Origin of the sequence: Pseudogracilibacillus auburnensis (assembly GCF_003201975.1) — a bacterium.
GTDB lineage: Bacteria > Bacillota > Bacilli > Bacillales > Amphibacillaceae > Pseudogracilibacillus > Pseudogracilibacillus auburnensis.
The window spans coordinates 79,247-103,313 of record NZ_QJJQ01000006.1; the positions used below are offsets into that span (position 1 = coordinate 79,247).

The window sequence follows — 24,067 nt, forward strand, 5'->3', positions numbered from 1 at the left end:
TTCTTTAATACTAAAACTTAAGGGTATATATGACATAAATGTTCGAATTAGTATGTAACGAATTTACTCAACTGAATTTTTATTCTTCTTTTTGAAGCACTTGTTTTGAATAATGGTAAAGTCTCCAATTTCAGTAATATAACTTTGGTTTTTATATAATTCAACCGTCATTTTATTGGACATGTCCCTTTAACTTGAAAGAGTAGTTATACTAATAGTAACTGCAAAAATAATTAAGATAATACCAAGTCCACGGTCAAACCAATGCATATACTGTTGATAGAATTTTCTAAAGTAGTTATTTGAAATAAGTATTGCTAATAAAATAAACCAAAGTCCCACCGCCAGTATTATTTCTCCACCATATATCCAATGCATCCAATATGGAGTGTTGTCTCCGATAAATTGTGAAAATACACTTAAGAAAAATAATGCCGATTTGGGATTTAATATATTACATAAAAATCCTTCACGAAAACCTTGCATAATAGATGAGTTCAACAATGGTTTTATTCCTACATCATGTACACTTTCTGATTGAGCCTTTGAACGAATACCTTGCCAACCTAACCAAAGTAAATAAGCAGCACCAACAAGTTTAATTAGATTAAAAATAATTGGTGATTTTTCTAATATGATGGTAAAACCTAAAATTGTATAGGTTATATGAACAATCAATGCACTGGCAATGCCCAATGCTGTAGCCATACCATACTTTCTGCCTATCCCTAAACTATTTTTCATTACTACTACAAAATCAGGTCCAGGTGATAAAGCTGCTAAAACACCAACCAAAAAAACTTCCATATACAAAGACAACAACTCCTCACTTCTTCACATTGCGAACAATATAAGTCAATAGGTCATCCCCTTGCCATAAAGAATTAAGCATGTCCTTTCCTACTTTGTCACCCACAACTTTCATCATCATATCATGACGAATATATTCCTTAGCGAGGAGAACTAACATTGGTTCAGTAGTTTGGATAGCTTGTGGTATTTGCCTTTCAATAAAGCTCGCAATTAGTACATCTTGATTGTCCTGAATAATAATTGTTAGTCTTTGGCCCATTCTACGTTTTTCGATTGAAGCTGTATCATGTCGATGATAAAATGTTTTCCCAAAAGAATTGGTCTCTTGATTTGTAAAAAGCAATGAATACAACTGAATCCCTTTTTTACCTTGTTCTACGGCCGAACTACGCAACTCCTCCAGCTCCTCTTCCCAAGCAGAAAGCCAAACCTCCTCATTTGCTTCCTTCATTAATTTTTGCATAGCTTGAATGATTTTTGTTCTTCCTTCAATATGTTTAATCACATTCACTTCTACTGGTTTTTCAATCACTTGCAATTCTTTTTCTAAAAAGGAAAGTGTCTCCTCAGTTTGCCTTTTACGATTCATGATTAGTTCTTTTACTGGAACAGGGGTATAGGTTGGTGGTTCGGTTCGTAACTCTATGATTGCTTCTTTCGCTAGTAATTTTGCAATGACTGAATAAACCATCGAGCGTGGCACACCACTTTTTTTACTGATTTCATAACCATTTATAGCAGGCTCTTTCAGTAATGCCATATAAGACTTTGCCTCATTTTTTGAAAAACCAATCTCTTCAAACTGCTCAATTAAACGTTCCATAGAGTAGCCTCCTCTATAGTAGTAATATTTATTACTACTATAATTTAAACAATAATTAGTGTCAATAATTTAATACAGTGAGAAAATGAGCGAAATCTTCCTATGCTCAAGTGGCTTTTAGGTTTATAAAAAAACAGAAAAGGAAACGTTTGATCCCATTGGTCATTCGTGGTATGATACATTTTAACTATAGGCAATGAAATGGTGATATAGATGTCAAACTCAGTTTCATTTATCCATGCAGCAGATTTACATTTAGACAGTCCTTTTCAAGGATTAACGGATATTCCAAATACAATGTTCTCCGAAGTTAGAAATAGTACGTTTACAGCACTCAATAACTTAGTGAAAACAGCGATTAATAAACAAGTTGACTTCGTTTTACTCGTAGGTGATTTATTTAATAATGAAAGACAAAGTTTAAAAGCACAAGTGCAGCTAAGAACAGCTTTTGAACAATTAGGAAAGCATAATATCCCAGTCTATATGTCTTATGGAAATCATGACTATATAAATGGAAATATCCACCCAATGATCTATCCAGAGAACGTACATATTTTTCCCAATGAAACAATATCCTTCTTTACCTTTGAAAAAGAAAATCAAAAGATTGCTTCGATTTATGGCTTTAGTTATGAAAACCGAGCAGTGACGGAGAATAAATCGATAGAATACGATGTGATCGATAAGACGATCCCGTTTCATATTGCAACATTACACGGTTCCATTTTCGGTAATAAAGATCACGATCCATATGCACCTTTTAAGCTTCAACATGTAATCGAAAAACATTTTGACTACTGGGCTCTTGGGCATATTCATAAACGAGAAATTATTGCAAAGTTGCCTCCTGTTGTTTATCCGGGAAATACACAAGGAAGGCATCGACATGAAGCAGGTGAAAAAGGTTGTTATTATGTAACTTTATCGAAAACAAGCACGAACTTGGAATTTGTTCCACTTCAAGCTATCCAATTTGATTCAGCAATAATCGATGTTACTAATTGCGAATCATTGCAAGACGTGGAAGAAAAAATCATGGAAACAGCGGGAAATCAACCGATAAAAAAACTAATTCATCTTACACTCCATGGTGAAAATGAAAAAATGATTGCTTTTGAAAATGAAGGGCTTCTAAAGGAGTTAATTGCGATCGTGAATGAGTCTTTGATCAAGGATGATATTTGGGCGTATATTTATGATTATCGTCTTCAAATAGATGACAATTCTAAAATTGATTATGATGACTTTTTTGTTGGTGAAGTGATTCAATCTTTAGAAGACTTGGAGTTTGCTGATGTTTTGGAAGAACTTTATAATCATCCACGTGGAAGAAAGTTTATCGAAAAAATCTCGAATGAAGAAATGAAACAGAAAGCAAAACAATTTCTATTATACGAGCTTTTGAAAGTAGGAAGGTGAAGAAGGTTGAAATTTTTACGAGCTGATATATACGGATTCGGTAAATGGGTTGATACGACATTCGACTTTTCGAAAGCTTCCTTAACAACTTTTTATGGTGAAAATGAATCAGGAAAATCAACATTACAACAATTTATTTTATTTGTATTGTTTGGACTCCCCCCGCGAAAAAGAAATTTTTATAAACCTAAGAATAGTAACCGTGTGGGTGGAATGTTAACACTTGAAGATGAGCGAATCGGTCCATATACAATTGAGCGGGTAGAGGATGAACTACATTGTTTATTACCAAATGGAAAAAATGAAGACGAGCGCTGGCTTAAAGAAAAATTAAAAGGATTGACAAGAGGAATATATGAATCCATTTATTCTTTTTCTGCACTTGATTTAACAGAAATAAGGAGCATGAAAGCAGATCAATTGAGTGATGTACTATTCAGTGTCGGTCTTTCTGGTGCTACGAATATATATAAAGTGGAAAAACAGCTTGACAATGAATTAGGGGAATTATATAAAAAAACGGGAAGAAAACCACTCATTAATCAACAAATAAATACGGTAAATAATCTTTTCAAGAATATGACAGAAACGAAAAAGAAAGAAGAGGAATATCGCAATAAAAAAACATTAATAGAACAACTAATTGAAAGGGGAAAAGAGGCAGAAAAAAATGTTACATCTTGCCAAGAGAAGCTATTAACAAAGGAAAAAATAGTTCATGTCATTCCGTTATTACATGAACATCAATCTTTATCAAGTAGGTTAGAGGAATACCATAAAACCATTCGGTTTCCAGAAGATGGGGTCAATCGTTATCAAACAATAAAAACAATCTTGCTCCCAATTAAAAGTGAATACGCTATCTTACAGACAAACAAAAAACAATATGAAGCAAAAATAGCCATGTTAGAAGAGCAATTGTTGGATGAACAAACGTATCAACTTGCGGAATCAATAGTGAATGAAAAGCATGAGTATGTTATTCATTGCCGGGAAATAGAAGAATTAGAAAAGCAGCTTGATCATACAAACAGCTTATTAAATGAGCAGTTACAACATGTAAATTTAGAAAAAAACGAACTAGTTGATATCATCCTTCCGTTCCATTTAGAATCGAGCTGGAGAGAAATAAGGGAGATGAATGTAGAACTTCAGCGAGAAAACAATAAATTAGCTGAAGATCAACAAGTCTTTACACAAGAAATGAACAGATTACAGAAAGAAAAATCGATTATTGATCAGAACAAATTACCAATGGAAGCAGTAAACCAACTAAAACTTGAAATAAAAAAGAGCGATGTATACGATTCTGAATTAACTAATTATGAATTACAACAAAAAAGGTGGTTGAAGTGGAAGAAAAAACGGCTGAAAACAGCGAATATAACGCTTATAATGGCAAGTATATTTTTCGTCCTTTTATTTTTCGTCGGTTTATCGATCGCTAATTATACTGTATCTTTTTTTTCTATCATTGTATTAGGCATTGGAATGATGCAATTCTTTTTTGTGAAAAAGTCTATTAAAGATATGGAGCTTCATACAACCAAAAGGCCAAATCGAACAACCATTTCTACAACAAAACGAGATGAGTATGAAAAAATCATTCACCAACAAGAACAATGGCAATCGGATTTACTGATGATTGAAAAAGAGGAAAAACGGTTGCATTTTGCCAACTTACAATGGGAAGAAAGAAAAAGGTTGTTTGAGCAAAGGGAACAAAATTATGTGGATCGTCTTGAAACAGAACGGTATCAATACCCATTTTTAGAGCGAATCGACCCAGCACATTGGGGTGAATTATTACGAATCGTTCAGCAAATTAAACAATATATCCATGAACAAACACAAGATGAAAAACAGTTACATCTTTTACAGGAGAAAAAAGAGCAGTTTGAACATAAGTTAGTTCATTTGGCAACAGAAATTGATGCGGAGCATTCCATGATAACTATAGAAGAAGTTGAAAAAATGATTGAATCAAATTATTCTAATTTGCAGTTAGTTGATCAATATAAACAATTATTGGGTCAAACGATAAAAAAACAAGGCGAACTAACTGAAAAAATGACTGTATATCAAGAAGAGATAGCATCACTTTTTTCTATTGCAAAGGTGCAAGCTGAAGAACAGTTTTTCCAAATTGCTAAAGAGTTAGAGGAAAAGCAACGGATGACAGAACAACTCGAAAAGATTGAGCAGCAATTATTAGCAATGTTTTCAAATGAATGGAAAGAACAATTAATATCAAAAGAGATGAATTTTAATGAACTTGAAGTAGAGATCTTACAATTAAAGGACGAAATTCAAACGTACCAAAAAGAAATTTCTGATACAAATAAACAGATAGCAGCCGTTGAATTGGAAATAAACCAAATGGAGATGTCAGAAGATTATTCAGAAGCGGCATTTTTGTATCAAATGGAACACAATAAGCTAAATGAACTCGCTAAAAAATGGACCATGCTAAAAATCGCCCAAACGACTTTATTCCATGCCAAAAAATCATATCAAGCAAAACATTTAACCGAAGTAATAGCATTCACTTCAACATATTTTCAGCAATTAACGAACGGAAAATATAAAAAAGTATTTGCTCCGACGCAGGCAACGTCTTTTCAAGTAGAAGCAAATAATTATATACGATATACTGTAGATGAGTTGTCACAAGGGACTATAGATCAATTATACGTTTCTTTAAGACTAGCAATAAGTAAGGCAATGAGTGAAAAATATATCATCCCACTTATGATTGATGATGCTTTCGTTCATTTTGATGATGAAAGAACGGATCAAGTGTTAGATGTTATTAAGCAAATTGCCAAAGGACAGCAAATTTTACTATTTACATGTAAGAAAGAGATTGCGAGAAAATTACACGCTGATCATATTGTGCTTGGTGTACATGCGTTTAATTAGACGAAATGTATGATAGGGGGATACGAATGCAGAAAGGAATCGGAAATCATGTAATCGGTGATACATTTGATGGTTTTATGTTAATTAAAACCGCCACAAAAGGAACTGCAAGTAATGGTAAACAATTTTTAACGTTATTTTTTGTCGATGCGACAGGTGAAATTGATGCAAAATTATGGGATGCCTCAAAAGAAGATGTGGAAACTTTTACAGAGGAAAAAGTGGTTAAAATAGTCGGGGATATTAACGAATTCAGAGGGAAAGCACAGATGAGAATTAAGTCAATTCGTCCGGCTCAAGTGACTGACGGGGTGAGGGTATCGGATTTTTTGGAAAAGTCACCTATCGATAAAGAAATGTTGCAAGAACAATTAATGGAAGCAATTTTTGAAATGAAAAATCCTAATTTACAGCGGATTGTTCGTGCTTTCGTAAAAAAATACCATGAGGATTTATTCATCTATCCAGCAGCATCGAAAAATCATCATGCTTTTGTGTCGGGTCTTGCTTATCATATTGTAACGATGTTAAAAGTGGCGAAACAGCTTTGCCTCGTATATCCAGAGTTAAACAAAGATTTGCTCTATGCAGGTATTATTTTACATGATATTGGAAAACTTCACGAGCTAACTGGAGTAGTATCAACATCCTATACGATGGAAGGGACTTTACTAGGTCATATTTCATTAATGGTGACTGAGATTAAGCAAGTCGCTGATGAATTAAATATAGATGGAGAGGAAGTAGTTATTTTACAGCATTTAGTGTTAAGCCATCATGGCAAAGCAGAATGGGGTAGTCCCAAACCACCTCTCGTAAGGGAAGCTGAAATTTTGCATCTGATCGATCAGATTGATGCAAAAGTAAATATGTTAAATAGAGCATTAGATAAAACGAGACCTGGTGAATTTACCGAGAGGTTATTTGCGATGGATCATCGTTCCTTTTATAAACCTACTTTTGAAAATGATGAATGAAAAGGTCATGTTATTGCGAAGTAGAACATATAAATAAATGAGAGAATAAATGGGACAAGGAGGAAGAGGAGTGATTTTTAATATTCCTTGGTGGGTTTTTATTATCTTTTTATTTATTTGTTTTAGTGGATATATGTCATTTCGTGCAATGCGAGCTGAACGACAGTTAGAACAACAGTTTATTGAACGTGAAGGTCAAATATTTATTGAAAGAATGAATCAAGAAAAAGAGAGAAGAGAAGGAAGTTCAAGTTAACTTAACATATTGAAATATGAAAACGAAGCAGGGACAAAATTGTTTTTACCAAAGTTAAATCCGAACAATGGTAGCAGCATATAACCCGCTCCGGAAATATATCATACTTTTAAAAGAGTGTTCTCATTTGGGAATGCTATTTTTTTTGGTTACTTTTCTAAAACTGATGGATTTTTTTCTACACTATTCGTTGTGTGCATCACTTTACGGATAGTAGCACCATTAACCATAGAGTTGTTCCACATAATGAAAGGTCATTGTCGTAACATCAATAAACAAATATGCAACACATTGTTGTTTAAAATAATCAAATGAACGATACAACGTTGTACGATGACATCTGGAAAAAAACGCTTGCTCCCTCACTATTTTATTTTGAAGTTGATTCTTTAGCATATCACTATGCATGTAAGATTGCTTGTTTGAAAAAAAGGATGACCTTAGATTAACGGGTAAATAATGTGTTTTTGAATTATTTATGAACGAAGTAGAATTTTTAGGGATCTGCATAGTTTCTCCACAATCTTATCCTATCTTTATGATAAGATTATTTAATTTTATTAAAAGGTTGTGAAGTATTATTGGAGCAAATTAACTTATTTCTAGCTTTTGGCGCAGGGTTTTTATCATTTTTATCTCCTTGTGCATTGCCTTTGTACCCAGCCTTTCTTTCCTATCTTACAGGAATGACAGTAAATGAACTTAAAGAAGAAAGAGGTATTATAAGAAAAAAGGCGTTTATACATACATTCCTATTTTTATTAGGATTCTCTATTATATTTTTAGCACTTGGTTTAACGACTTCTTTGATAGGCTCTTTTTTTATAGCCTATCAAGGGCTATTACGACAACTAGGTGCAGTATTATTAGTGTTTTTTGGATTGATTTTAACTGGTGTACTTCGTTTCAATTTTTTACTCTCTGATAAAAAAATCCAGTTTCAAAAAAGACCTACAGGATATTTAGGTTCCGTATTAATTGGATTAGGATTTGCTGCGGGATGGACACCATGTACAGGGCCTATCCTTGCAGGAGTAATGGCACTCGGAGTTGCAAATCCAAGTATGGGACTATTTTATATGTCATTTTATGTATTAGGTTTTTCCATACCATTTTTAATTATGACCTTCTTTCTTGATAAGATGACCTTCTTAAAGAAACATGGAAATCGCTTTATGATATTTGGTGGTATATTAATGATTTTAATGGGGATTCTTTTGTACTTTGATTGGATGAGACTGATTATTGCACTGTTGATCCCGTTATTTGGTGGGTTTACAGGATTTTGATTCAAATTTAAAGATATTTCATCCGAGAAAATAAATGATATAGGGAGTGATCCGTGTGCGCATAGAAAAAGCTAGAGAAAAGAAAAAAGATAGAAAACGAAATAGATTAATTTTCAGAACCATTATTTTAGCTTTATTAGTAGCGGCAGTTGTGTTTGCGTTAATAACAAATGCAAAAAAAGATAACAAAATATATAAAGTTGGTGATAAAGCTCCTGATTTCCAACTTCAGCAAATTAATAAGAATAATGATTTAGAATCAATTCGACTTAGTGACTTAAAAGGAAAAGGAGTAATGCTTAATTTTTGGGCGACCTATTGTAAGCCGTGTGAAAAAGAGATGCCTTACATGGAAAAATTATATCCACAATATAAAGATAAAGGGATAGAAATTGTAGCAGTTAGTTTAGATGCGACGGAAGCTGTAGTTCATCAATTCATTGACAAATATAATCTAACTTTTCCAATACCACATGATACTAGCAATCAGGTAAATGACCTTTATAAAATTGGTCCAATCCCAACTACTTACTTTGTTAATCCAGAAGGGATAATTGTAGAAAAAGTAGAGGGTGCATTGACATTGGAACAATTGGAAGGATATTTAAAACAAATTCAACCTGATAATGATTGATAAAATGGAGAGATAATAAAATGAAGAAAATCAAATGTGAATGTGGACATGTGAATCCAGAAGGAACGGTTCTGTGCGAAGCATGTGGTAAACCAATTGAAGAGAATCAACATATAGACGGAAATGACAAAACAAAATTAATTAATATGCGTTACGATGGCAGTGCTAGAAGATCTTTAACATACAATAGATCGATTATTGATAAAATATGGAGCTTTTTTTCATCTGTTAAGGTTGGAGTCTGGCTTATTGTCATTGCATTAGTTGCGTCGGCATTAGGAACGATTTTTCCTCAAGAGATTTACATACCGATAGATGCTGTGTCACGTGATCCGGCAATTTACTACGAAGATCAATTTGGTGTTTTTGGTAAGATTTATTATCAACTTGGGTTTTATGATTTATACAGTTCTTGGTGGTATATGTTACTAATTTCACTAATTGGCATCTCATTAGTTATTTGTAGTATTGATAGAGTTGTTCCACTACATCGAGCTTTAAAAATGCAAAAACCTAGACGGCATGAAACATTTATTAATAGACAACGACTTTACAGCGAATCACCAAATATCTCAGATGAAGAAAAACAGCAAGTGGTTAATAACTTGAAGAAGTTGCGATATAAAGTGAGAAGTGAGGAAGGACATATATTGGCCGAAAAGGGAAGGTTTTCTCGATGGGGTCCATATGTTAACCATATCGGTTTAATTATTATTTTAATTGCTGCATTACTTCGGATGACACCATGGTTATATTTGGATGATTACGTATGGGTAAGAGAAGGACAACAAGTAGTTATTCCAGGAACTGACAATAAATACTATATTAAAAATAAGGAGTTTATATTAGAAAAGTATGATGAGGATGATAAGCGGTTCCAAGACGCAATCGATCGAGTTGGAGGAGAAGTACATAAAAACTATCAAACGAATGTCATCATTTACAAAAATGTTGATGCAACTATCCCTGGTGCAGAGCCAAAACTTGAAAAAGTTTTGGAAGATAAAGTATGGATGAATCATCCACTTAAGTTCGATGGCTATACTTTATATCAGTCGGGATATCAACAAAATGAATTTTCAAATATGTCCTTTAAAATCTATGAAACAAATGACTCGGATCAAAAAGCATTAGAAACATTCACAATCGATTTGACGTCACCAGAAACTGAATATGAATTTGAAAGTGGATTCCGAGTTGTGATTGACAAGTACTATCCAGATTATGTTCTTGATAAAGGTGAGCCAAGGTCTGAAACTAAATTTCCGAGAAATCCTGCATTCGTTATCTTTGTTTACCCACCAAATACCGAAAGTCCAGAAATTAGCTTTATAGGAATTGGTAAAAATATCGATGCAACTGGTGAAAATAAGTTTAAATTAGGGATTGTTGATTTTGAAACACATTTTGTTAGTGGGATGACATTACGCCAAGATTATACATTACCTTTATTTGGTCTAGGAGCTTTAGTTTTCATGATTGGTGTCGTTCAAGGAATGTACTGGCAACATCGAAGAATTTGGATACATCCTAATGGTCGAAGTATTTTGTTAGCAGCACATACAAATAAAAATTGGTTCGGTGTGAATAAAGATATTGAAAAGGCAATTTTAGGAACGAACATACAAATGGTGGTGGATCAGCAAGAAGTAGAAGGATATGAAAAAACTAAGGAGGTTCATAATGAGTAACTTAGCAACGTTAAGTAGTTCAATGTTGTATACAGCATTTGCATTTTATTCACTTGCAACGGTCATGTTTGGTGTAACAATAAAAGATAAAAATCAGCAAAAGAAAAAAGGAAGAACAGGAACTGTTGCAATTACCTTAACCATTATTGGACTATCTGCACAATTGATCTATTTTATAACACGATGGATAGCGGGCGGACATGCTCCCGTTGGAAATATGTTTGAGTTTATGACATTTTTGGGCATGAGTATCGTTTTGGCGTTTATCATTATTTACTTCATCTATCGCTTTGATATTCTTGGATTATTTGCATTACCAATTGCATTAATTATTATTGCGTATGCAAGTATGTTCCCTACAGATTTATCACCGTTAGTACCATCATTGCAAAGTCCGTGGCTATATATCCATGTAACGACTGTTTCCTTATCACAAGGGATTTTAGGCATTAGTTTTGTTGCAGGGCTTATATACTTGATCAAACAAATTGATCAAAAGAAACGAAGTAAAAAGAATATGTGGTTGGAGCTCATTATGTTTTTTTTAGTTGCTTGTATAGGATTTATTCTATCAACAATTACATTTAATTTATTAGATTATCATGTAACATTTGAGTATCCACTAGGTGATAGAATAGTAACAGTAGAATATAATTTACCAGCTATCGCAGGACCTCAAGACGGTGAATTGATTACAGAAGGCGCAAAAGATGCTTTGTTTGAAGCCCCGAGTTGGTTACAAGGAAGGAATGCTGCCCAAAAATTCAATACACTTATTTGGTCCTTTACAACTGGATTTATCTTATATGGATTACTTCGACTTATTTTTAGAAAAAGAATTGGTGCTGCCATACAACCATTATTGAAAAATATTAAACCAAATCTTGTTGATGAGATAACTTATCGTGCTGTAGCAATTGGTTTTCCACTTTTCACATTGGGCGGGTTAATTTTTGCTTCCATCTGGGCTCAAATTGCTTGGGATCGTTTTTGGGGCTGGGATCCAAAGGAAGTATGGGCTCTTATAACATGGTTTTTCTATGCGGCGTTTTTACACCTTAGGTTGTCCCGGGGCTGGCATGGTGAAAAATCAGCATGGTTAGCAGTTGGGGGATTTGCAATAATAATGTTTAACCTTATTGTTGTAAATTTAGTAATAGCCGGGTTACATTCCTATGCATAAATTTCTATATTTATTACTCAACTTTCGCACCACTAAAATGAGTTCAAACAGTTCGCTTGGTTAAGTTTGGGATGCTTCTAACTATATCTTTAATCAACCTTGGTATCATAAACCGTTTTCTAAAAGATTGGGACTGCGAATACTTCCTACCAAATAGATTTATTGTTTTTTACATATAAGAAATAAACTGCGCATTATTCCCATGAACTGCGCATTCTTGTATTGAACTCTGCATTATTCAATGGAACTGCGCATTCTTGTATTGAACTTTGCATTATTCAATGGAACTGCGCATTCTTGTATTGAACTTTGCATTATTCAATGGAACTGCGCATTCTTGTATTGAACTTTGCATTATTCAATGGAACTGCGCATTCTTGTATTGAACTCTGCATTATTCAATGGAACTGCGCATTCTTGTATTGAACTTTGCATTATTCAATGGAACTGCGCATTCTTGCATTAAACTCTGCATTATTCAATGGAACTGCGCATTCCCGTATTGAACTCTGCATTATTCCCATGAACTGCGCATTCTTGCATTAAACTCTGCATTATTCAATGGAACTGCGCATTCTTGTATTGAACTCTACATTTTGCTTCTGACATTCCTTAGCGAAGGGGGAAAGTGAGGAGGCTCACCAGCCGCCCACGGTAAAGGAGACACTGTGAAAGCAAGCAATATCGCAGCTTGAACAGATGTCACTCTTATGTCTGTGGTGAAAGCGGAGTGTATTTCCGTAGCGGTAGACCAAGCAGTTACTGCGCAGTTTAATTCAAATACGTGATAATAGCAATAAACTTAGCGAAAAGAGTAGGTGGATGTAAACAGACTGATTAGGCAAACAGGTAATCCAAAGTCAACTTGAGCACTTTATCTTCATTCCAGAAAGGCTTTTTGTCCATTTCACTCTGCGAAAAGTTGAATTATTATATCAAAGCCGATTACTGATTACTACATACAGTAATCGGCTTTCTAGAATCAACAGAAATTAATATTTTGACTACTATAGACATACTTTTTAGACAATATGGTAAAGTATTGTCATGTGTTTAATATATAAATCTTGATTGATGTTCTGTCTGCTTGGTTTTGAAGAAGAATACTTTGTATATTCCGTTAAAATGCAAACTTTCTTGATAAATAAAAGATATAATAAATATAAAATGATAATAAGAGAAGGTGTTATTTATGCATATGATGCATGGATACGGATCATTTTGGTCAATGATATTGATGATTATCTTTTGGGTAGGTCTAATTAGTTTTGGTATTTTTTTAATAACAAACTTCATCAATGGTGGCAACAAAAAAACTTCATTACAAATAATTAAAGAACGTTTGGCTAAAGGTGAAATTGATGAAACAGAGTACGAGCGGTTAAAATCAATTATAAAGCAAGATGGAAAGTAGCGATCCAAATTGAACAAACATACGGAAACCATAAAGAAAAGATAGGATAGAATATCCTCTTTGTTTGACGTAATGAATCAAATGATTCAATCATCTTGGCGAAAAGACTTACTCGAAAATTTACAAGGAAATATATTGGAAGTAGGTGTCGGTACAGGGGCAAATCTTAGCTATTACCCATCAAACGTGCATGTAACTGGGATTGATTTCAGCCCTAAAATGTTGATGAAAGCGTATGAAAAAATTGACAAGGCTGAAGTAAAGGTTGTCTTAAGGGAAATGGATGCACAAGATATGGACTTTCCAGACAACACTTTTGATGCTGTTGTCTCTACATACGTTTTTTGTTCAATTCCTAATCCTGTAAAAGGTTTTAAGGAAATTCGTCGGGTTGTTAAACCAGAGGGTAAAATTGTAATGCTCGAACATATGCGTAGTGAAAATGTCGTTGCTGGAAAAATACTTGATTTGATGAATCCTTTAACCGTACGAATTGTTGGTGCAAATGTAAATCGAAAAACCATTGAAAACATAGAAAAAGCTGGCTTGAGAATTGAACAACAAAAATATCTAATGACATCAATTATGAGAAAAATTATAATCTCACCAAATAAGTGATTTTTGATTTCCACTAAAACATTTTAACAAAATAAAGGGTTGAATTTGCATGTATGAGTTGTTTAATCAAATAATTAGCACATTAATCGGTCCAATAATGGATATCGCATATAGTTTGGAACATTTACCATTATTATTTGCTTTTTTCCTTGGTATTGTAGGAGCTGTTGCTCCATGCCAGCTTACTAGTAATATTAGTGCTATTACAATTTATGGTAATAAGTCATTAGTTGATAAAGTTCCTTGGTTACGTGTATTATTATTTATTTTAGGAAAGATCGTTGTTTATTCTGTATTAGGGATTATAATTTGGTTATTAGGTAAAGAAGTATATAACACGCTATCACAAATCATGCCTATTATACGTAAAGTTATAGGTCCACTACTAATAATCATAGGGTTATTTATGATTGGGTTATTTCAATGGAAGCAAACATGGCGTATTTTTAATTTTCCTACAAAAGTATTTAAAGATAATTATTTAGGTAGCTTTTTGATGGGTGTAAGCTTTACGTTAGCTTTTTGTCCAACAATGTTTGTGTTATTCCTATTGACATTAATGCCAGTTGTATTGGTTACTTCGTATGGGGCAGTTCTTCCTGCAATTTTTGGAATAGGTACATCCTTACCACTGTTAATTGTTATCTTTTTGATTTGGTATTTTGGAGCAAGTGGTGCAATATTAAAAAGAAGTAGGAAAATAGGTGCTATTACTCAAAAGATTGCGGGTGTGTTACTAATGATTATCGGTATATTGGATACACTTACCTATTGGTTATAGAGGTGTAGTATGATTAATAAACTATCATTTAAAATTGGATTACTATTCTTTGTATTTATCTTGATTATCGAAACTTTTTTATTTTTTATTTTATATACTAATTTGGCAAACGATCGTATTGATGAGGTAATGAATAGCTTATTGGCAAGAGGGAATACCCATCGTGATGTTTTAGAAGATCATTTTGATCAACCAACTTTAGAGCATGTAGGAATTATGGAATCAGCATCTGAATTTATTGTCATTATTACCGATAAAAAGGGTGAAATTATTATTTCATCTGATCCTGTAGAAGATGACATGATGAATGTGGTAGAACATACTAATAACGATGAAATACCTACAGAGGGTAAAATTGTGGAAGATAGGTGGAATGAAGGAAAGTATATTGCTACCGATAGTCCGATCACGATAAATGGTGAACATAAGGGACATGTGTTTATGTTTGCCAATACAAATTATGTAAAAAGAACAGTAGATCAACTGGGCAACCAGTTTATGTTGGCAAGTCTTATCACTATAGCTCTAACAATAGTAACAATTTTTATATTATCAAGATTTATTGCACACCCTTTAATAAAAATGAAAGAAGCAACGGAACAATTAAGTAAAGGAAAGCACAATGTTGAACTGCACACAGAACGAAAAGATGAGTTAGGGGAATTGGCGAATTCTATCACAAGGTTATCAAGGGATTTAGAAGATTTAAAGATGGCAAGAAATGAATTTTTGGCCAGTGTATCACATGAGCTTCGGACTCCCTTAACATATATTAAAGGATATGCTGATATCATTAATCGTCCAGATACGTCCACAGAAGAAATTATAGAATATGTCAAAATAATTCGTGAAGAGACAGAACAATTAACGGTCTTAATTAAGAACTTATTTCAATTGGCTAAAATTGATCAAAACAACTTTCAAATTAGTCGAGAACATGTGTCACTATGTGATCTCATCGAAAATATAGTCGAACGTATCCGACCAGCATTGACTGAGAAAAAAATAATGCTTTATGTGAATTGTACTGGCGAAGTGATGGCTTTTATTGATCCGGAACGTTTTCATCAAGTCTTTACGAATATATTAGATAATGCACAAAAACATTCTTTTAAAGGATCGGAAATTTCAATAGATGTGAAACAGACAGCTAAGCAAATTATTATAATAACTACTGACGAAGGGGAAGGTATACCTGAACAAGATCTGCCATATATATTTGAACGATTGTACCGTGTAGAAAAATCTCGGTCTAGGCTAAGTGGTGGTTCAGGACTTGGGCTTTCAATTACAAAAGAAATTGTTGAATCGCATGGGGGCAGTATCGAAGTACAAAGTCAATTAGGAAAAGGGACAAGTGTTATCATTAAGTTAACAAGAGGTGGTAATGATGAATAAGGTCCTCATCGTGGATGATGAAAAACGTATGTTAGATTTAATTGCATTGTATTTACAGCCTCATAATTATATCTGTAAGAAAGCACAAGGGGCTAATGAAGCATTATCCTGTATTGAATTCGAAACATTTGACATTGTTTTACTTGATATTATGATGCCTGGAATGGATGGATGGGAATTATGTCAGGAAATTAGACGTTTTTCAGATGTCCCAATTATCATGCTAACTGCGCGTGACCAACGTGAGGATATTATAAAAGGATTACAGCTAGGTGCAGATGATTATATTATAAAGCCTTTTAATGAAGATGAATTACTGGCTAGAATAAAAGCTCTATTGCGGAGAAGAACACCAAGGGATTATGTCGAAAGCAATGGCTTATTATGGAATAAGGAGCAGTTTGAACTAACCTTTAAAAATAAATTAATCAAGCTAACACCTAAGGAATTTATTATGCTTGGGCATTTTATTAAAAATCCAAATCAAGTATTTGCTAGAGAACAATTAATTGAACTTATTTGGGGATTTGATTCAGAAACGGAAGGAAGAACTGTTGATTCTCATGTGAGGAATATGAGGGATAAAATTCGACAAGCTGGCTTTCCGATTGATGACCATTTTAAAACTGTATGGGGTATAGGATATAAGTGGGAGAATGGGTAAAAGCAGAAGTTTAACAAGTTGTAAAATTTTCTACATACTTTCTGCACAATATTAATTTAACATTGTTTGTGAGTAGAAAATTTGTTCAGAGGGTGTTTCTAATGAAAAGATACATGTTTATGATACTAAGTTTAGCCTTCATTATTATTTTGGGGGCATGTAGTACTAATTTTGGTAACATGAGACCATTCGATATGAAAAATTTTCCAGAAGATCGTTCTCGAGGCCCAATGATGATGGGACATGGTCACCATAATATGCCGTTGCAACAATCAACGGGAGAGAATGAATTAAGAATTCCACCTATTTTAGAAAGTGATAAAGAAATAGGTAATGAGGTCTATTATACAATTGAAGCTCAAAAAGGACAGACAGAAATCTTTGAAGGCATTCAAACGAAAACTTTAGGATATAATTCCTCCTTTTTAGGTCCAGTTATGAAACTGAAAAAGGGACAAAATGTGCATATAAAATTAAAAAACAGCTTAGATGAAGAAACGACATTTCATTGGCACGGGCTTATTATTGACGGGGAAGCAGACGGTGGACCACATGATGTTATCCAGCCGGGCGAAGAAAAAGAAATTAATTTTAAGGTACAACAAGATAGAGCCACATTATGGTTTCATCCTCACCCAAAGGGGAAAACTGCAAAACAAGTTTTTGAAGGGCTTGCTGGATTGATATATATTGAAGATAGCAAGGATGACCCATTTGAATATGGTGAAAATGATTTTCCTTTAATATTACAAGATAGAACTTTCAATAATCAAAAACAACTGGATTATCAATTTGTTCAACATCCAGACGGTACAATGGGAGAATCTTTACTTATTAATGGTACATTAAGCCCTCGTTTAACAGTTAATAATGAAAAAGTTCGTTTCAGATTATTAAATGGATCGAACATGAGAAACTATACGATTAAACTTAGTAACAACCAATCGTTTCAGCAAATTGCATCAGATGGTGGATTACTAAATGCCCCTGTAGAATTAAAAGAATTACAATTAACACCGTCAGAAAGAGCGGAAATTGTTATTGACTTTTCAAAATTCAAAAAGGATGAAGACATAAAATTAATAATGGATGATGGAACGGTTTTATTACCATTTCAAATAAAAGATAAAGGAAAAGAAGTAAAAAACGAAATACAAGAACCATTAACTCCTGTTACAATTAGTAATGAGGAAATGCAAAAGCAAGTAAGTAAAGAAATTGTTTTATTTGGTATGGGTCATCACGTTACGATTAATGGTAAGAAATTTGATATGAATCGGATTGATTTTACTCAGAAAAAAGGAGAAACGGAAGTATGGGAAATTTATAACAAACCCGACATGATGGGTGGTATGATTCATCCGTTCCATATACACGGTACACAATTTAAAGTAATTTCTATTAATGGAGAAGAGCCCCCAGAAAATTTACAAGGGTATAAAGATACGATAGCTCTTGATCCAGGTGATAGGGCAAAAATTGCAGTGAAATTTGAAGAAAAAGGAGTTTTTATGTATCATTGCCATATTTTAGAGCATGAAGATAATGGTATGATGGGACAAATTAAAGTAGAGTAAATTTGTCATTGCGATAGTTATTTGAAAAAAAGAGAGCCTGATGTATGAACTGCCCCCTGTCAAGTAGACAGTAGAAATAGTAAAAAGCGATCTAAGCGGCTTTAGTTCTAAATTCCATAGGACTAAGCCCGTTTAGTCGTTTTAGATACCTATTATGATTGTAAAAATGAATATAGTCCTCTATGGCTTTAGATAATTCTTCAAATGTTCCATACTTATGTAAATAGTATTTCTCACATTTGATTGTTCCCCCAAAAAGATTCCATTGGTCCATTATCAATACACCTACCGACTTACGACATACTTTGTGTCATTCCCGCTTTATCAATTCTTCATTTAAACCGATGAGAGGTGTATTGAAACCCACCAACAGATCACTATGAATTAGTCGATGATCCCATTCTAAAAGTTCAGTGGCTTGGTCTAGCGCATTAAACACAAAGTTATTATGGAATGTCCTAATGTTTCCTTTAATTCCTTCGTGTACTTCTTCCAAGATGTATAAGGTATTAGCCCGCTTGTTCCGGAGAATTCAAAATGATTCATCCATCTAGATAAGGTCTTTTTAGATATTTTATATTTCACACAAAATTCTATAAGTGAACAATTTCTCTTTTTGTAAGCCCCAATACTTCTAATTTAAACACAAGAGAATGGGATCTTCCTGACATAAAAAAACTCCCCCTAAGATTCAACAGATTTTTAATTTTTTAATCTCTGTCTACCTTAGGGGGAGCATATCAATATATATTTTGACTCTCTTTTTTATATCAGTAGGTATAAGAAAAAATAAAACTTTCCTCTTTAACGAAATATCATCTTTTCTAATTTAATTATTTATCTTCTTTTAAGTGCGAAAGTTTATTTTCTGTTACCCATTTATGATCTTTAACTTTTTCATCATGGTTGAAGGAGAGAAAAAACAGCATATACATTAGTATAATAAGCACCCACAATCGTTACTGTAGCACCTTTCATATCCTTCATATGATCTGTCTCCAACTTCTGAATGTTATTTATATAATATAAAATTGCCTAATATATTTTTTATACTGAGCAATTTTAAATTAAGCGATATTTCGACAAGCCTCTGCACATTTAAAACATGCTTGTGCACATTGCTTGCAATGATCTTGAGGGTGTTTTTTACATTCGTTCCCACATGCTTCACATACTGTTGTACAAACTACCGCTAATTCGGATATAAAAGGTGAGCCTCTTGTTACGGCTTGTTCTAAATAACCACAAATATCTGCGCATTCTCTATCCAATCGAATGCAATTAGCCATCATTTGCATGTCGTCTTCTCGTAAGCATGCATCATAACAGTGGTTACAAGCTGTCATACATTCATGCAAAATTTGAAGCAGTTCTTGATGTTGTTCATGTGACATGATAATCCTCCTTATAGTTAAAATTTTTCTTTCAAAATATAAATTGCCCAGCATTATTATATATAAACGCAAAATATAAAACTCGACAGAAAATGCATGATGTTTAAAAATTGATACGAATTTCAACCATAGCAATAATATGTAACATTTTCTTGATAAATTCTCGAAATTTTATCTTTAATATAGTAAATAAAGAGAGGGAGAAAAACTAATCAAGAAAAAAATATAACTATTACGCCTACCGTTCAATCTTTAAAGTTTAGGCTTTAAAAACAAACAAAAAAGTAATTTTGCATATGTATTTTTTCAGAATGACTCAAATGTAGAATTATCAAAAAGTTATGGTGGTTCTGTTTTTACATTAAATGGGGTTTAATAATACCTTGCAGGGGTATATTATAATGAAGTAAGAAAGAGATATATTGTATAAAATACGTATACAAGTTAAATTTATTTTAGCAGGAGTGATATCAATGGTAAAACATGAACATCATAACCATCAAGACCAAAAGCATGTACATATACATGAAGGAAATCATAGGCCTCATGATCATCATATACACGAAGAACACGGTAAGGGTAAGATTCATGATGAACATGGTCATCACGGTCACAACCATGGTAGTCACGGAGGACATGGTCATCACGATCATAGTGACATGGTAGAAGATTTTAAGAAACGATTTTTTATCTCTTTAATTATTACCATTCCAATTCTCGCTTTATCACCAATGATTCAAGAATTCATGGGAGTAGATTGGCGATTTGCTAATGACCAATACATTTTATTTATCCTTTCCACGTTCGTATTTTTCTATGGTGGCTGGCCATTTATTACTGGCGGTATTAATGAGTTAAGAGACAAGAACCCTGGAATGATGACACTTATTGGTCTTGCCATTACTATCGCCTACGTTTATAGTACTCTTGTCGTATTTGGTTGGGAAGGTCATAATTTATTTTGGGAATTGGCAACTTTAGTAGATATTATGTTACTTGGACATTGGATTGAAATGCGATCTATAATGGGAGCTTCCAATGCATTAGAAAAGCTTGTGAAACTGATGCCTAATGAAGCTCATAAACTAGATTTCAACGATGAAGTCCATGATGTACCTATTTCCCAACTTACTAATGGAGATAGGGTACTTGTTAAACCCGGTGAAAAAATACCAGTCGATGGGCAAATCCTTGACGGTAAATCAACCATTGATGAATCAATGCTAACTGGTGAATCTGTTCCCGTGGAAAAAGGGAAAGCAGATGAAGTAATAGGTGGATCAGTTAATAATGAGGGATCTCTTATTATACAAGTGGAAAAAACAGGAGAAGCGTCCTACTTATCTCAAGTTATTACTCTTGTAAAAGAAGCACAGGAATCGAAATCAAGAACACAAGATTTAACAAATCGAGCAGCTAAGTGGCTATTTTATCTTGCTTTAACAGCGGGGTTTGCAACATTGTTTATATGGCTTGCTCTTGGTTATCCTTTCTATGTTGCATTGGAACGAATGGTAACAGTAATGGTTATTACTTGTCCACATGCACTAGGATTAGCAGCACCGCTAGTTGTTGCAGTTTCTACAGCTATTTCGGCTAATAAAGGGTTATTAATTCGCAACCGTGCTAATTTTGAAAATGCACGTAATCTAAATGCGGTAGTTTTTGATAAAACGGGTACACTTACAGAAGGTAAATTCGGGATAACAGATATTATTCCGAGTGAAGGATTTAGTGAAGAAGAGATTCTTATTTGGGGTGCAAGCTTGGAACAAAATTCAGAACACCCAATTGCTACTGGTATAGTAAAGTCAGCAAATGATCGAGGTATCAATCTGAAGCCTATTACAGAATTTAATTCAATAACCGGTAAAGGGATTGAGGGAATCATCGAGGGAAAAAAAGTAAATGCAGTAAGTCCTGGTTTTGTTCATAGTGAAAATATGGATTATGATAAACAAACGTTCAATGAAATGTCTGCATTAGGTAAGACGGTAATATTTGTATTACTAGATGATGAACTAATTGGTATGATTGCATTAGCCGATATCATTCGGGAGTCAGCAAAAGAAGCAATTTCCGAGTTGAAAGAAAAAGGAGTCCATTCCATCATGCTTACTGGAGACAATGAAAAGGTAGCTTATTGGGTAGCAAAACAATTAGATATAGATGAGGTTTACGCAGAAGTTTTACCCGATGATAAGGCTAATCAAGTGAGGGAAATTCAGTCAAAAGGTTGGAAGGTCGCCATGACTGGTGACGGAGTAAACGATGCTCCAGCATTAGCAACAGCTGACTTAGGTATTGCAATTGGTGCGGGAACGGACGTCGCTATGGAGACAGCGGATGTGGTACTAGTAAAAAGTGATCCAAAAGATGTTGTGGATCTGATGGAACTATCTCAAAAAACATATCGAAAAATGGTTCAAAACTTATGGTGGGCAACAGGATACAATATTTTTGCTATTCCATTAGCAGCAGGGATTTTAGCACCGATTGGGATAGTATTAAGCCCGGCAGTTGGAGCAGTTTTAATGAGCTTAAGTACGATAATTGTTGCAATTAATGCAAAATTATTAAAAGCGTAAAATGTATACAAAAAAATTAAATTTTTTTTGTATTATTGTTGTTTCATCAAGATATATGTAACTAGCAATTAGGAAAAGAGATAGTAGTCATTAATTTGGGCAAATCAATGAATGGATTTCTATTCCCTAGAATTTCCAAATTAGCTTTATGTCGATGCTTTTCATCGTCTGGTTCTTTAAAATGATCTTGTCAGCAAAAAGCAATGGGGTATCGTTGTTTTTTGCATTTTCTTGCTACTTTTTAGGGTACCGTAATCTCACTCAGGATATAATTCCCTACCAATATGCTCGTTCAAATCGATCCATTTCATGTTTACCAAAATTATTTCAGAGGCTGCCTATCATAATTTCCATCCATATTTACCGAATTTTATCATGCATCAAGTAACTATGGATGGTGTAATGTACCATCTATAGTTACATAGGTGAATCAATTTGGGAATCTATTTGTTTCTTTCAATATTGGAGCAATATCATTAATTCTGTATCGTCTTAGTAGGGAAAAATAAGTAAAGTGAAATTTATTAGTAAAAATAACAGTTATTCAATTTACGAACGTTTTTTAGATTAATGGAATTGGAGTCGTCCGTGGTATTTACGTTTAATACCTTATAATAAAGGCTGCTATTTTACTTTGTTAAACAGTGTCTGTTTATTTTACGAATAAAACAAAAAGTCCCTATCTTAACTATTTTCCAAAATAGCTCTCTATAGAAACATCAGGTTTAATAAAAACTGGTTCAAATAGTTCAAATGCAAAAAAGAAAAACCCAAAAAGAATGACTGTAATGAACAGATTACTAAAAAAACTGGTTTTTTTATTTACTTCTTGATTAATCATACAAAGGAGGATTAATGATGTGCCGAGGAATAAAAAAAACATTATTTTAGCAATGGCATCACGATATTCTACTGTTATCATTTCTCCAAGCATCGCACCCATCATTCCCCCCATAAGTCCAGAGAACATTCCGTCTAGTATTGCCATAATACTTATGGGTACGCCGGCTAAAAAACCCATAACCAAACCAACTAACATTCCCAGTACTGTTGAAATAAATAAGTTTCCTGAAAACAATATTCCAAATATTACTCCTATTGTTAAACCAATACTCATTCCCAATGTCATGGCAATCATCATACCGGTCATACTAGTTATTTTTTTTCTATAATAGATCGTTTTATTGATTACAAATATTGAAAGTAACACAATGCTAAAAAGCATCAAATATACTGAAACACCCATTATTCTTACCCCTTTCAACCTTATCCATTATTTTATGTTATGTATGGTAAAAGGCAAAGTATGATTAGTGCGGTACTTTCTATTGGTGAATATTATTACAAACAGTTAACAATATTAAATATGTATGACAGGAAATAAACTCCATCATTTCTGCACAAAAAAAGTTTAAAGTAGGTAAGAAAGGATTTGAAAATCAAGAGGGAATAATCAAATTAAATTCCGAAAGGATAGATCAAGAAACGAATGATGTAAACAAAGATTTACTATTTGAAAAAAAATTTTAACATTATCTATATTCGTACTTTTCGTAGTCATTATAAGGATAGTCCTCTAGCTACGAACAAGTAAAAAGTATATTTATCATTAGAGAGAAGGGG

The 24,067-nt window shown here is 33.4% G+C and carries 21 protein-coding genes and 1 pseudogene; 15 read left to right on the forward strand and 7 right to left on the reverse strand.

Annotation, left to right across the window (positions count from 1 at the left end; all coding sequences use genetic code 11):
- Nucleotides 1-189: 189 nt before the first annotated feature.
- Both DFR56_RS09715 and DFR56_RS09720 read right to left on the reverse strand, forming a co-directional pair.
- On the reverse strand, nucleotides 190-807 hold the full coding sequence (locus DFR56_RS09715; RefSeq protein ID WP_242694648.1) for a LysE family transporter: 618 nt from the start codon (nucleotides 805-807) through the stop codon (nucleotides 190-192).
- A 19-nt stretch (nucleotides 808-826) separates the two neighbouring features.
- Entirely contained in the window at nucleotides 827-1,636 is an 810-nt protein-coding gene (locus tag DFR56_RS09720) for a TrmB family transcriptional regulator (RefSeq protein ID WP_110395245.1), read from the reverse strand.
- Nucleotides 1,637-1,849: 213 nt separating this feature from the next.
- On the opposite strand from DFR56_RS09720, the gene DFR56_RS09725 reads away from it, so the two are divergent.
- The 14 genes from DFR56_RS09725 (at nucleotide 1,850) to DFR56_RS09790 (ending at nucleotide 18,462) form a co-directional block, all read left to right on the forward strand.
- Complete coding sequence (locus DFR56_RS09725) at nucleotides 1,850-3,058, forward strand: metallophosphoesterase family protein (protein WP_110395246.1); 1,209 nt, start codon at nucleotides 1,850-1,852, stop codon at nucleotides 3,056-3,058.
- Nucleotides 3,059-3,064: 6 nt separating this feature from the next.
- A complete protein-coding gene (locus DFR56_RS09730) occupies nucleotides 3,065-5,980 on the forward strand; it encodes an ATP-binding protein (RefSeq protein WP_110395247.1) in 2,916 nt (971 codons plus the stop codon).
- Nucleotides 5,981-6,006: 26 nt separating this feature from the next.
- The gene (yhaM, locus tag DFR56_RS09735) at nucleotides 6,007-6,957 is read left to right on the forward strand and encodes a 3'-5' exoribonuclease YhaM (RefSeq protein ID WP_110395248.1); all 951 of its coding nucleotides are present in this window, start codon (nucleotides 6,007-6,009) and stop codon (nucleotides 6,955-6,957) included.
- A gap of 70 nt (nucleotides 6,958-7,027) precedes the next feature.
- The gene (locus DFR56_RS09740; RefSeq protein ID WP_110395249.1) at nucleotides 7,028-7,213 is read left to right on the forward strand and encodes a sporulation YhaL family protein; all 186 of its coding nucleotides are present in this window, start codon (nucleotides 7,028-7,030) and stop codon (nucleotides 7,211-7,213) included.
- A 581-nt stretch (nucleotides 7,214-7,794) separates the two neighbouring features.
- Complete coding sequence (locus tag DFR56_RS09745) at nucleotides 7,795-8,502, forward strand: cytochrome c biogenesis CcdA family protein (protein ID WP_110395250.1); 708 nt, start codon at nucleotides 7,795-7,797, stop codon at nucleotides 8,500-8,502.
- Nucleotides 8,503-8,557: 55 nt separating this feature from the next.
- Nucleotides 8,558-9,136 carry a thiol-disulfide oxidoreductase ResA gene (gene resA / locus DFR56_RS09750; protein WP_110395251.1) on the forward strand — a complete coding sequence of 193 codons (579 nt, stop codon included), beginning with the start codon at nucleotides 8,558-8,560 and terminating at the stop codon, nucleotides 9,134-9,136.
- Nucleotides 9,137-9,156: 20 nt separating this feature from the next.
- Entirely contained in the window at nucleotides 9,157-10,827 is a 1,671-nt protein-coding gene (gene resB, locus DFR56_RS09755; RefSeq protein WP_110395252.1) for a cytochrome c biogenesis protein ResB, read from the forward strand.
- Nucleotides 10,820-12,010 carry a c-type cytochrome biogenesis protein CcsB gene (ccsB, locus tag DFR56_RS09760; protein WP_110395253.1) on the forward strand — a complete coding sequence of 397 codons (1,191 nt, stop codon included), beginning with the start codon at nucleotides 10,820-10,822 and terminating at the stop codon, nucleotides 12,008-12,010. The genes resB and ccsB overlap by 8 nt, the downstream gene beginning before the upstream one ends.
- Nucleotides 12,011-13,202: 1,192 nt before the next feature.
- Nucleotides 13,203-13,424 (forward strand): SHOCT domain-containing protein, encoded by a 222-nt coding sequence (locus DFR56_RS09765; protein ID WP_110395254.1) that lies wholly within the window; start codon nucleotides 13,203-13,205, stop codon nucleotides 13,422-13,424.
- A 60-nt stretch (nucleotides 13,425-13,484) separates the two neighbouring features.
- Entirely contained in the window at nucleotides 13,485-14,042 is a 558-nt protein-coding gene (locus DFR56_RS09770) for a class I SAM-dependent methyltransferase (RefSeq protein WP_244916471.1), read from the forward strand.
- A gap of 49 nt (nucleotides 14,043-14,091) precedes the next feature.
- Nucleotides 14,092-14,823, forward strand: a complete 732-nt coding sequence (locus tag DFR56_RS09775) for a cytochrome c biogenesis CcdA family protein (RefSeq protein ID WP_110395255.1) — start codon at nucleotides 14,092-14,094, stop codon at nucleotides 14,821-14,823.
- 9 nt (nucleotides 14,824-14,832) lie between these two features.
- Nucleotides 14,833-16,221 carry a HAMP domain-containing sensor histidine kinase gene (locus tag DFR56_RS09780; RefSeq protein ID WP_110395256.1) on the forward strand — a complete coding sequence of 463 codons (1,389 nt, stop codon included), beginning with the start codon at nucleotides 14,833-14,835 and terminating at the stop codon, nucleotides 16,219-16,221.
- Nucleotides 16,214-16,885 (forward strand): response regulator transcription factor, encoded by a 672-nt coding sequence (locus tag DFR56_RS09785; protein WP_110395257.1) that lies wholly within the window; start codon nucleotides 16,214-16,216, stop codon nucleotides 16,883-16,885. Before DFR56_RS09780 ends, DFR56_RS09785 begins: the two co-directional genes overlap by 8 nt.
- A gap of 101 nt (nucleotides 16,886-16,986) precedes the next feature.
- A complete protein-coding gene (locus DFR56_RS09790) occupies nucleotides 16,987-18,462 on the forward strand; it encodes a multicopper oxidase family protein (protein ID WP_110395258.1) in 1,476 nt (491 codons plus the stop codon).
- A 91-nt stretch (nucleotides 18,463-18,553) separates the two neighbouring features.
- Here the strand turns inward: DFR56_RS09790 and DFR56_RS23465 are convergent.
- The 4 genes and pseudogenes from DFR56_RS23465 to DFR56_RS09805 form a co-directional block, all read right to left on the reverse strand.
- Nucleotides 18,554-18,827 (reverse strand): annotated as a pseudogene (locus DFR56_RS23465) (transposase); the annotation flags it as partial.
- Between the two features lie 58 nt (nucleotides 18,828-18,885).
- Nucleotides 18,886-19,101 (reverse strand): helix-turn-helix domain-containing protein, encoded by a 216-nt coding sequence (locus DFR56_RS24085; protein ID WP_483407034.1) that lies wholly within the window; start codon nucleotides 19,099-19,101, stop codon nucleotides 18,886-18,888.
- A gap of 261 nt (nucleotides 19,102-19,362) precedes the next feature.
- Nucleotides 19,363-19,464, reverse strand: a complete 102-nt coding sequence (locus DFR56_RS23970; RefSeq protein ID WP_146214276.1) for a DUF1541 domain-containing protein — start codon at nucleotides 19,462-19,464, stop codon at nucleotides 19,363-19,365.
- 65 nt (nucleotides 19,465-19,529) lie between these two features.
- Entirely contained in the window at nucleotides 19,530-19,856 is a 327-nt protein-coding gene (locus tag DFR56_RS09805) for a four-helix bundle copper-binding protein (protein WP_110395261.1), read from the reverse strand.
- 473 nt (nucleotides 19,857-20,329) lie between these two features.
- Between DFR56_RS09805 and DFR56_RS09810 the strand changes: the two genes are divergently transcribed.
- Nucleotides 20,330-22,444 (forward strand): copper-translocating P-type ATPase, encoded by a 2,115-nt coding sequence (locus tag DFR56_RS09810; protein ID WP_110395262.1) that lies wholly within the window; start codon nucleotides 20,330-20,332, stop codon nucleotides 22,442-22,444.
- A gap of 688 nt (nucleotides 22,445-23,132) precedes the next feature.
- Here the strand turns inward: DFR56_RS09810 and DFR56_RS09815 are convergent.
- Nucleotides 23,133-23,690: a hypothetical protein gene (locus DFR56_RS09815; RefSeq protein WP_110395263.1), complete on the reverse strand. Its 558-nt coding sequence runs from the start codon at nucleotides 23,688-23,690 to the stop codon at nucleotides 23,133-23,135.
- Nucleotides 23,691-24,067 lie beyond the last annotated feature (377 nt).

Bases quoted from the DNA above. Each gene is read 5' to 3' on its own strand.
- DFR56_RS09715 (WP_242694648.1), bottom strand. From the start codon at position 807: ATGGAAGTTTTTTTGGTTGGTGTTTTAGCAGCTTTATCACCTGGACCT.
- DFR56_RS09720 (WP_110395245.1), bottom strand. From the start codon at position 1,636: ATGGAACGTTTAATTGAGCAGTTTGAAGAGATTGGTTTTTCAAAAAAT.
- DFR56_RS09725 (WP_110395246.1), top strand. From the start codon at position 1,850: ATGTCAAACTCAGTTTCATTTATCCATGCAGCAGATTTACATTTAGAC.
- yhaM (WP_110395248.1), top strand. From the start codon at position 6,007: ATGCAGAAAGGAATCGGAAATCATGTAATCGGTGATACATTTGATGGT.
- resB (WP_110395252.1), top strand. From the start codon at position 9,157: ATGAAGAAAATCAAATGTGAATGTGGACATGTGAATCCAGAAGGAACG.
- ccsB (WP_110395253.1), top strand. From the start codon at position 10,820: ATGAGTAACTTAGCAACGTTAAGTAGTTCAATGTTGTATACAGCATTT.
- DFR56_RS09765 (WP_110395254.1), top strand. From the start codon at position 13,203: ATGCATATGATGCATGGATACGGATCATTTTGGTCAATGATATTGATG.
- DFR56_RS09775 (WP_110395255.1), top strand. From the start codon at position 14,092: ATGTATGAGTTGTTTAATCAAATAATTAGCACATTAATCGGTCCAATA.
- DFR56_RS09780 (WP_110395256.1), top strand. From the start codon at position 14,833: ATGATTAATAAACTATCATTTAAAATTGGATTACTATTCTTTGTATTT.
- DFR56_RS09785 (WP_110395257.1), top strand. From the start codon at position 16,214: ATGAATAAGGTCCTCATCGTGGATGATGAAAAACGTATGTTAGATTTA.
- DFR56_RS09790 (WP_110395258.1), top strand. From the start codon at position 16,987: ATGAAAAGATACATGTTTATGATACTAAGTTTAGCCTTCATTATTATT.
- DFR56_RS09805 (WP_110395261.1), bottom strand. From the start codon at position 19,856: ATGTCACATGAACAACATCAAGAACTGCTTCAAATTTTGCATGAATGT.
- DFR56_RS09810 (WP_110395262.1), top strand. From the start codon at position 20,330: ATGGTAAAACATGAACATCATAACCATCAAGACCAAAAGCATGTACAT.
- DFR56_RS09815 (WP_110395263.1), bottom strand. From the start codon at position 23,690: ATGGGTGTTTCAGTATATTTGATGCTTTTTAGCATTGTGTTACTTTCA.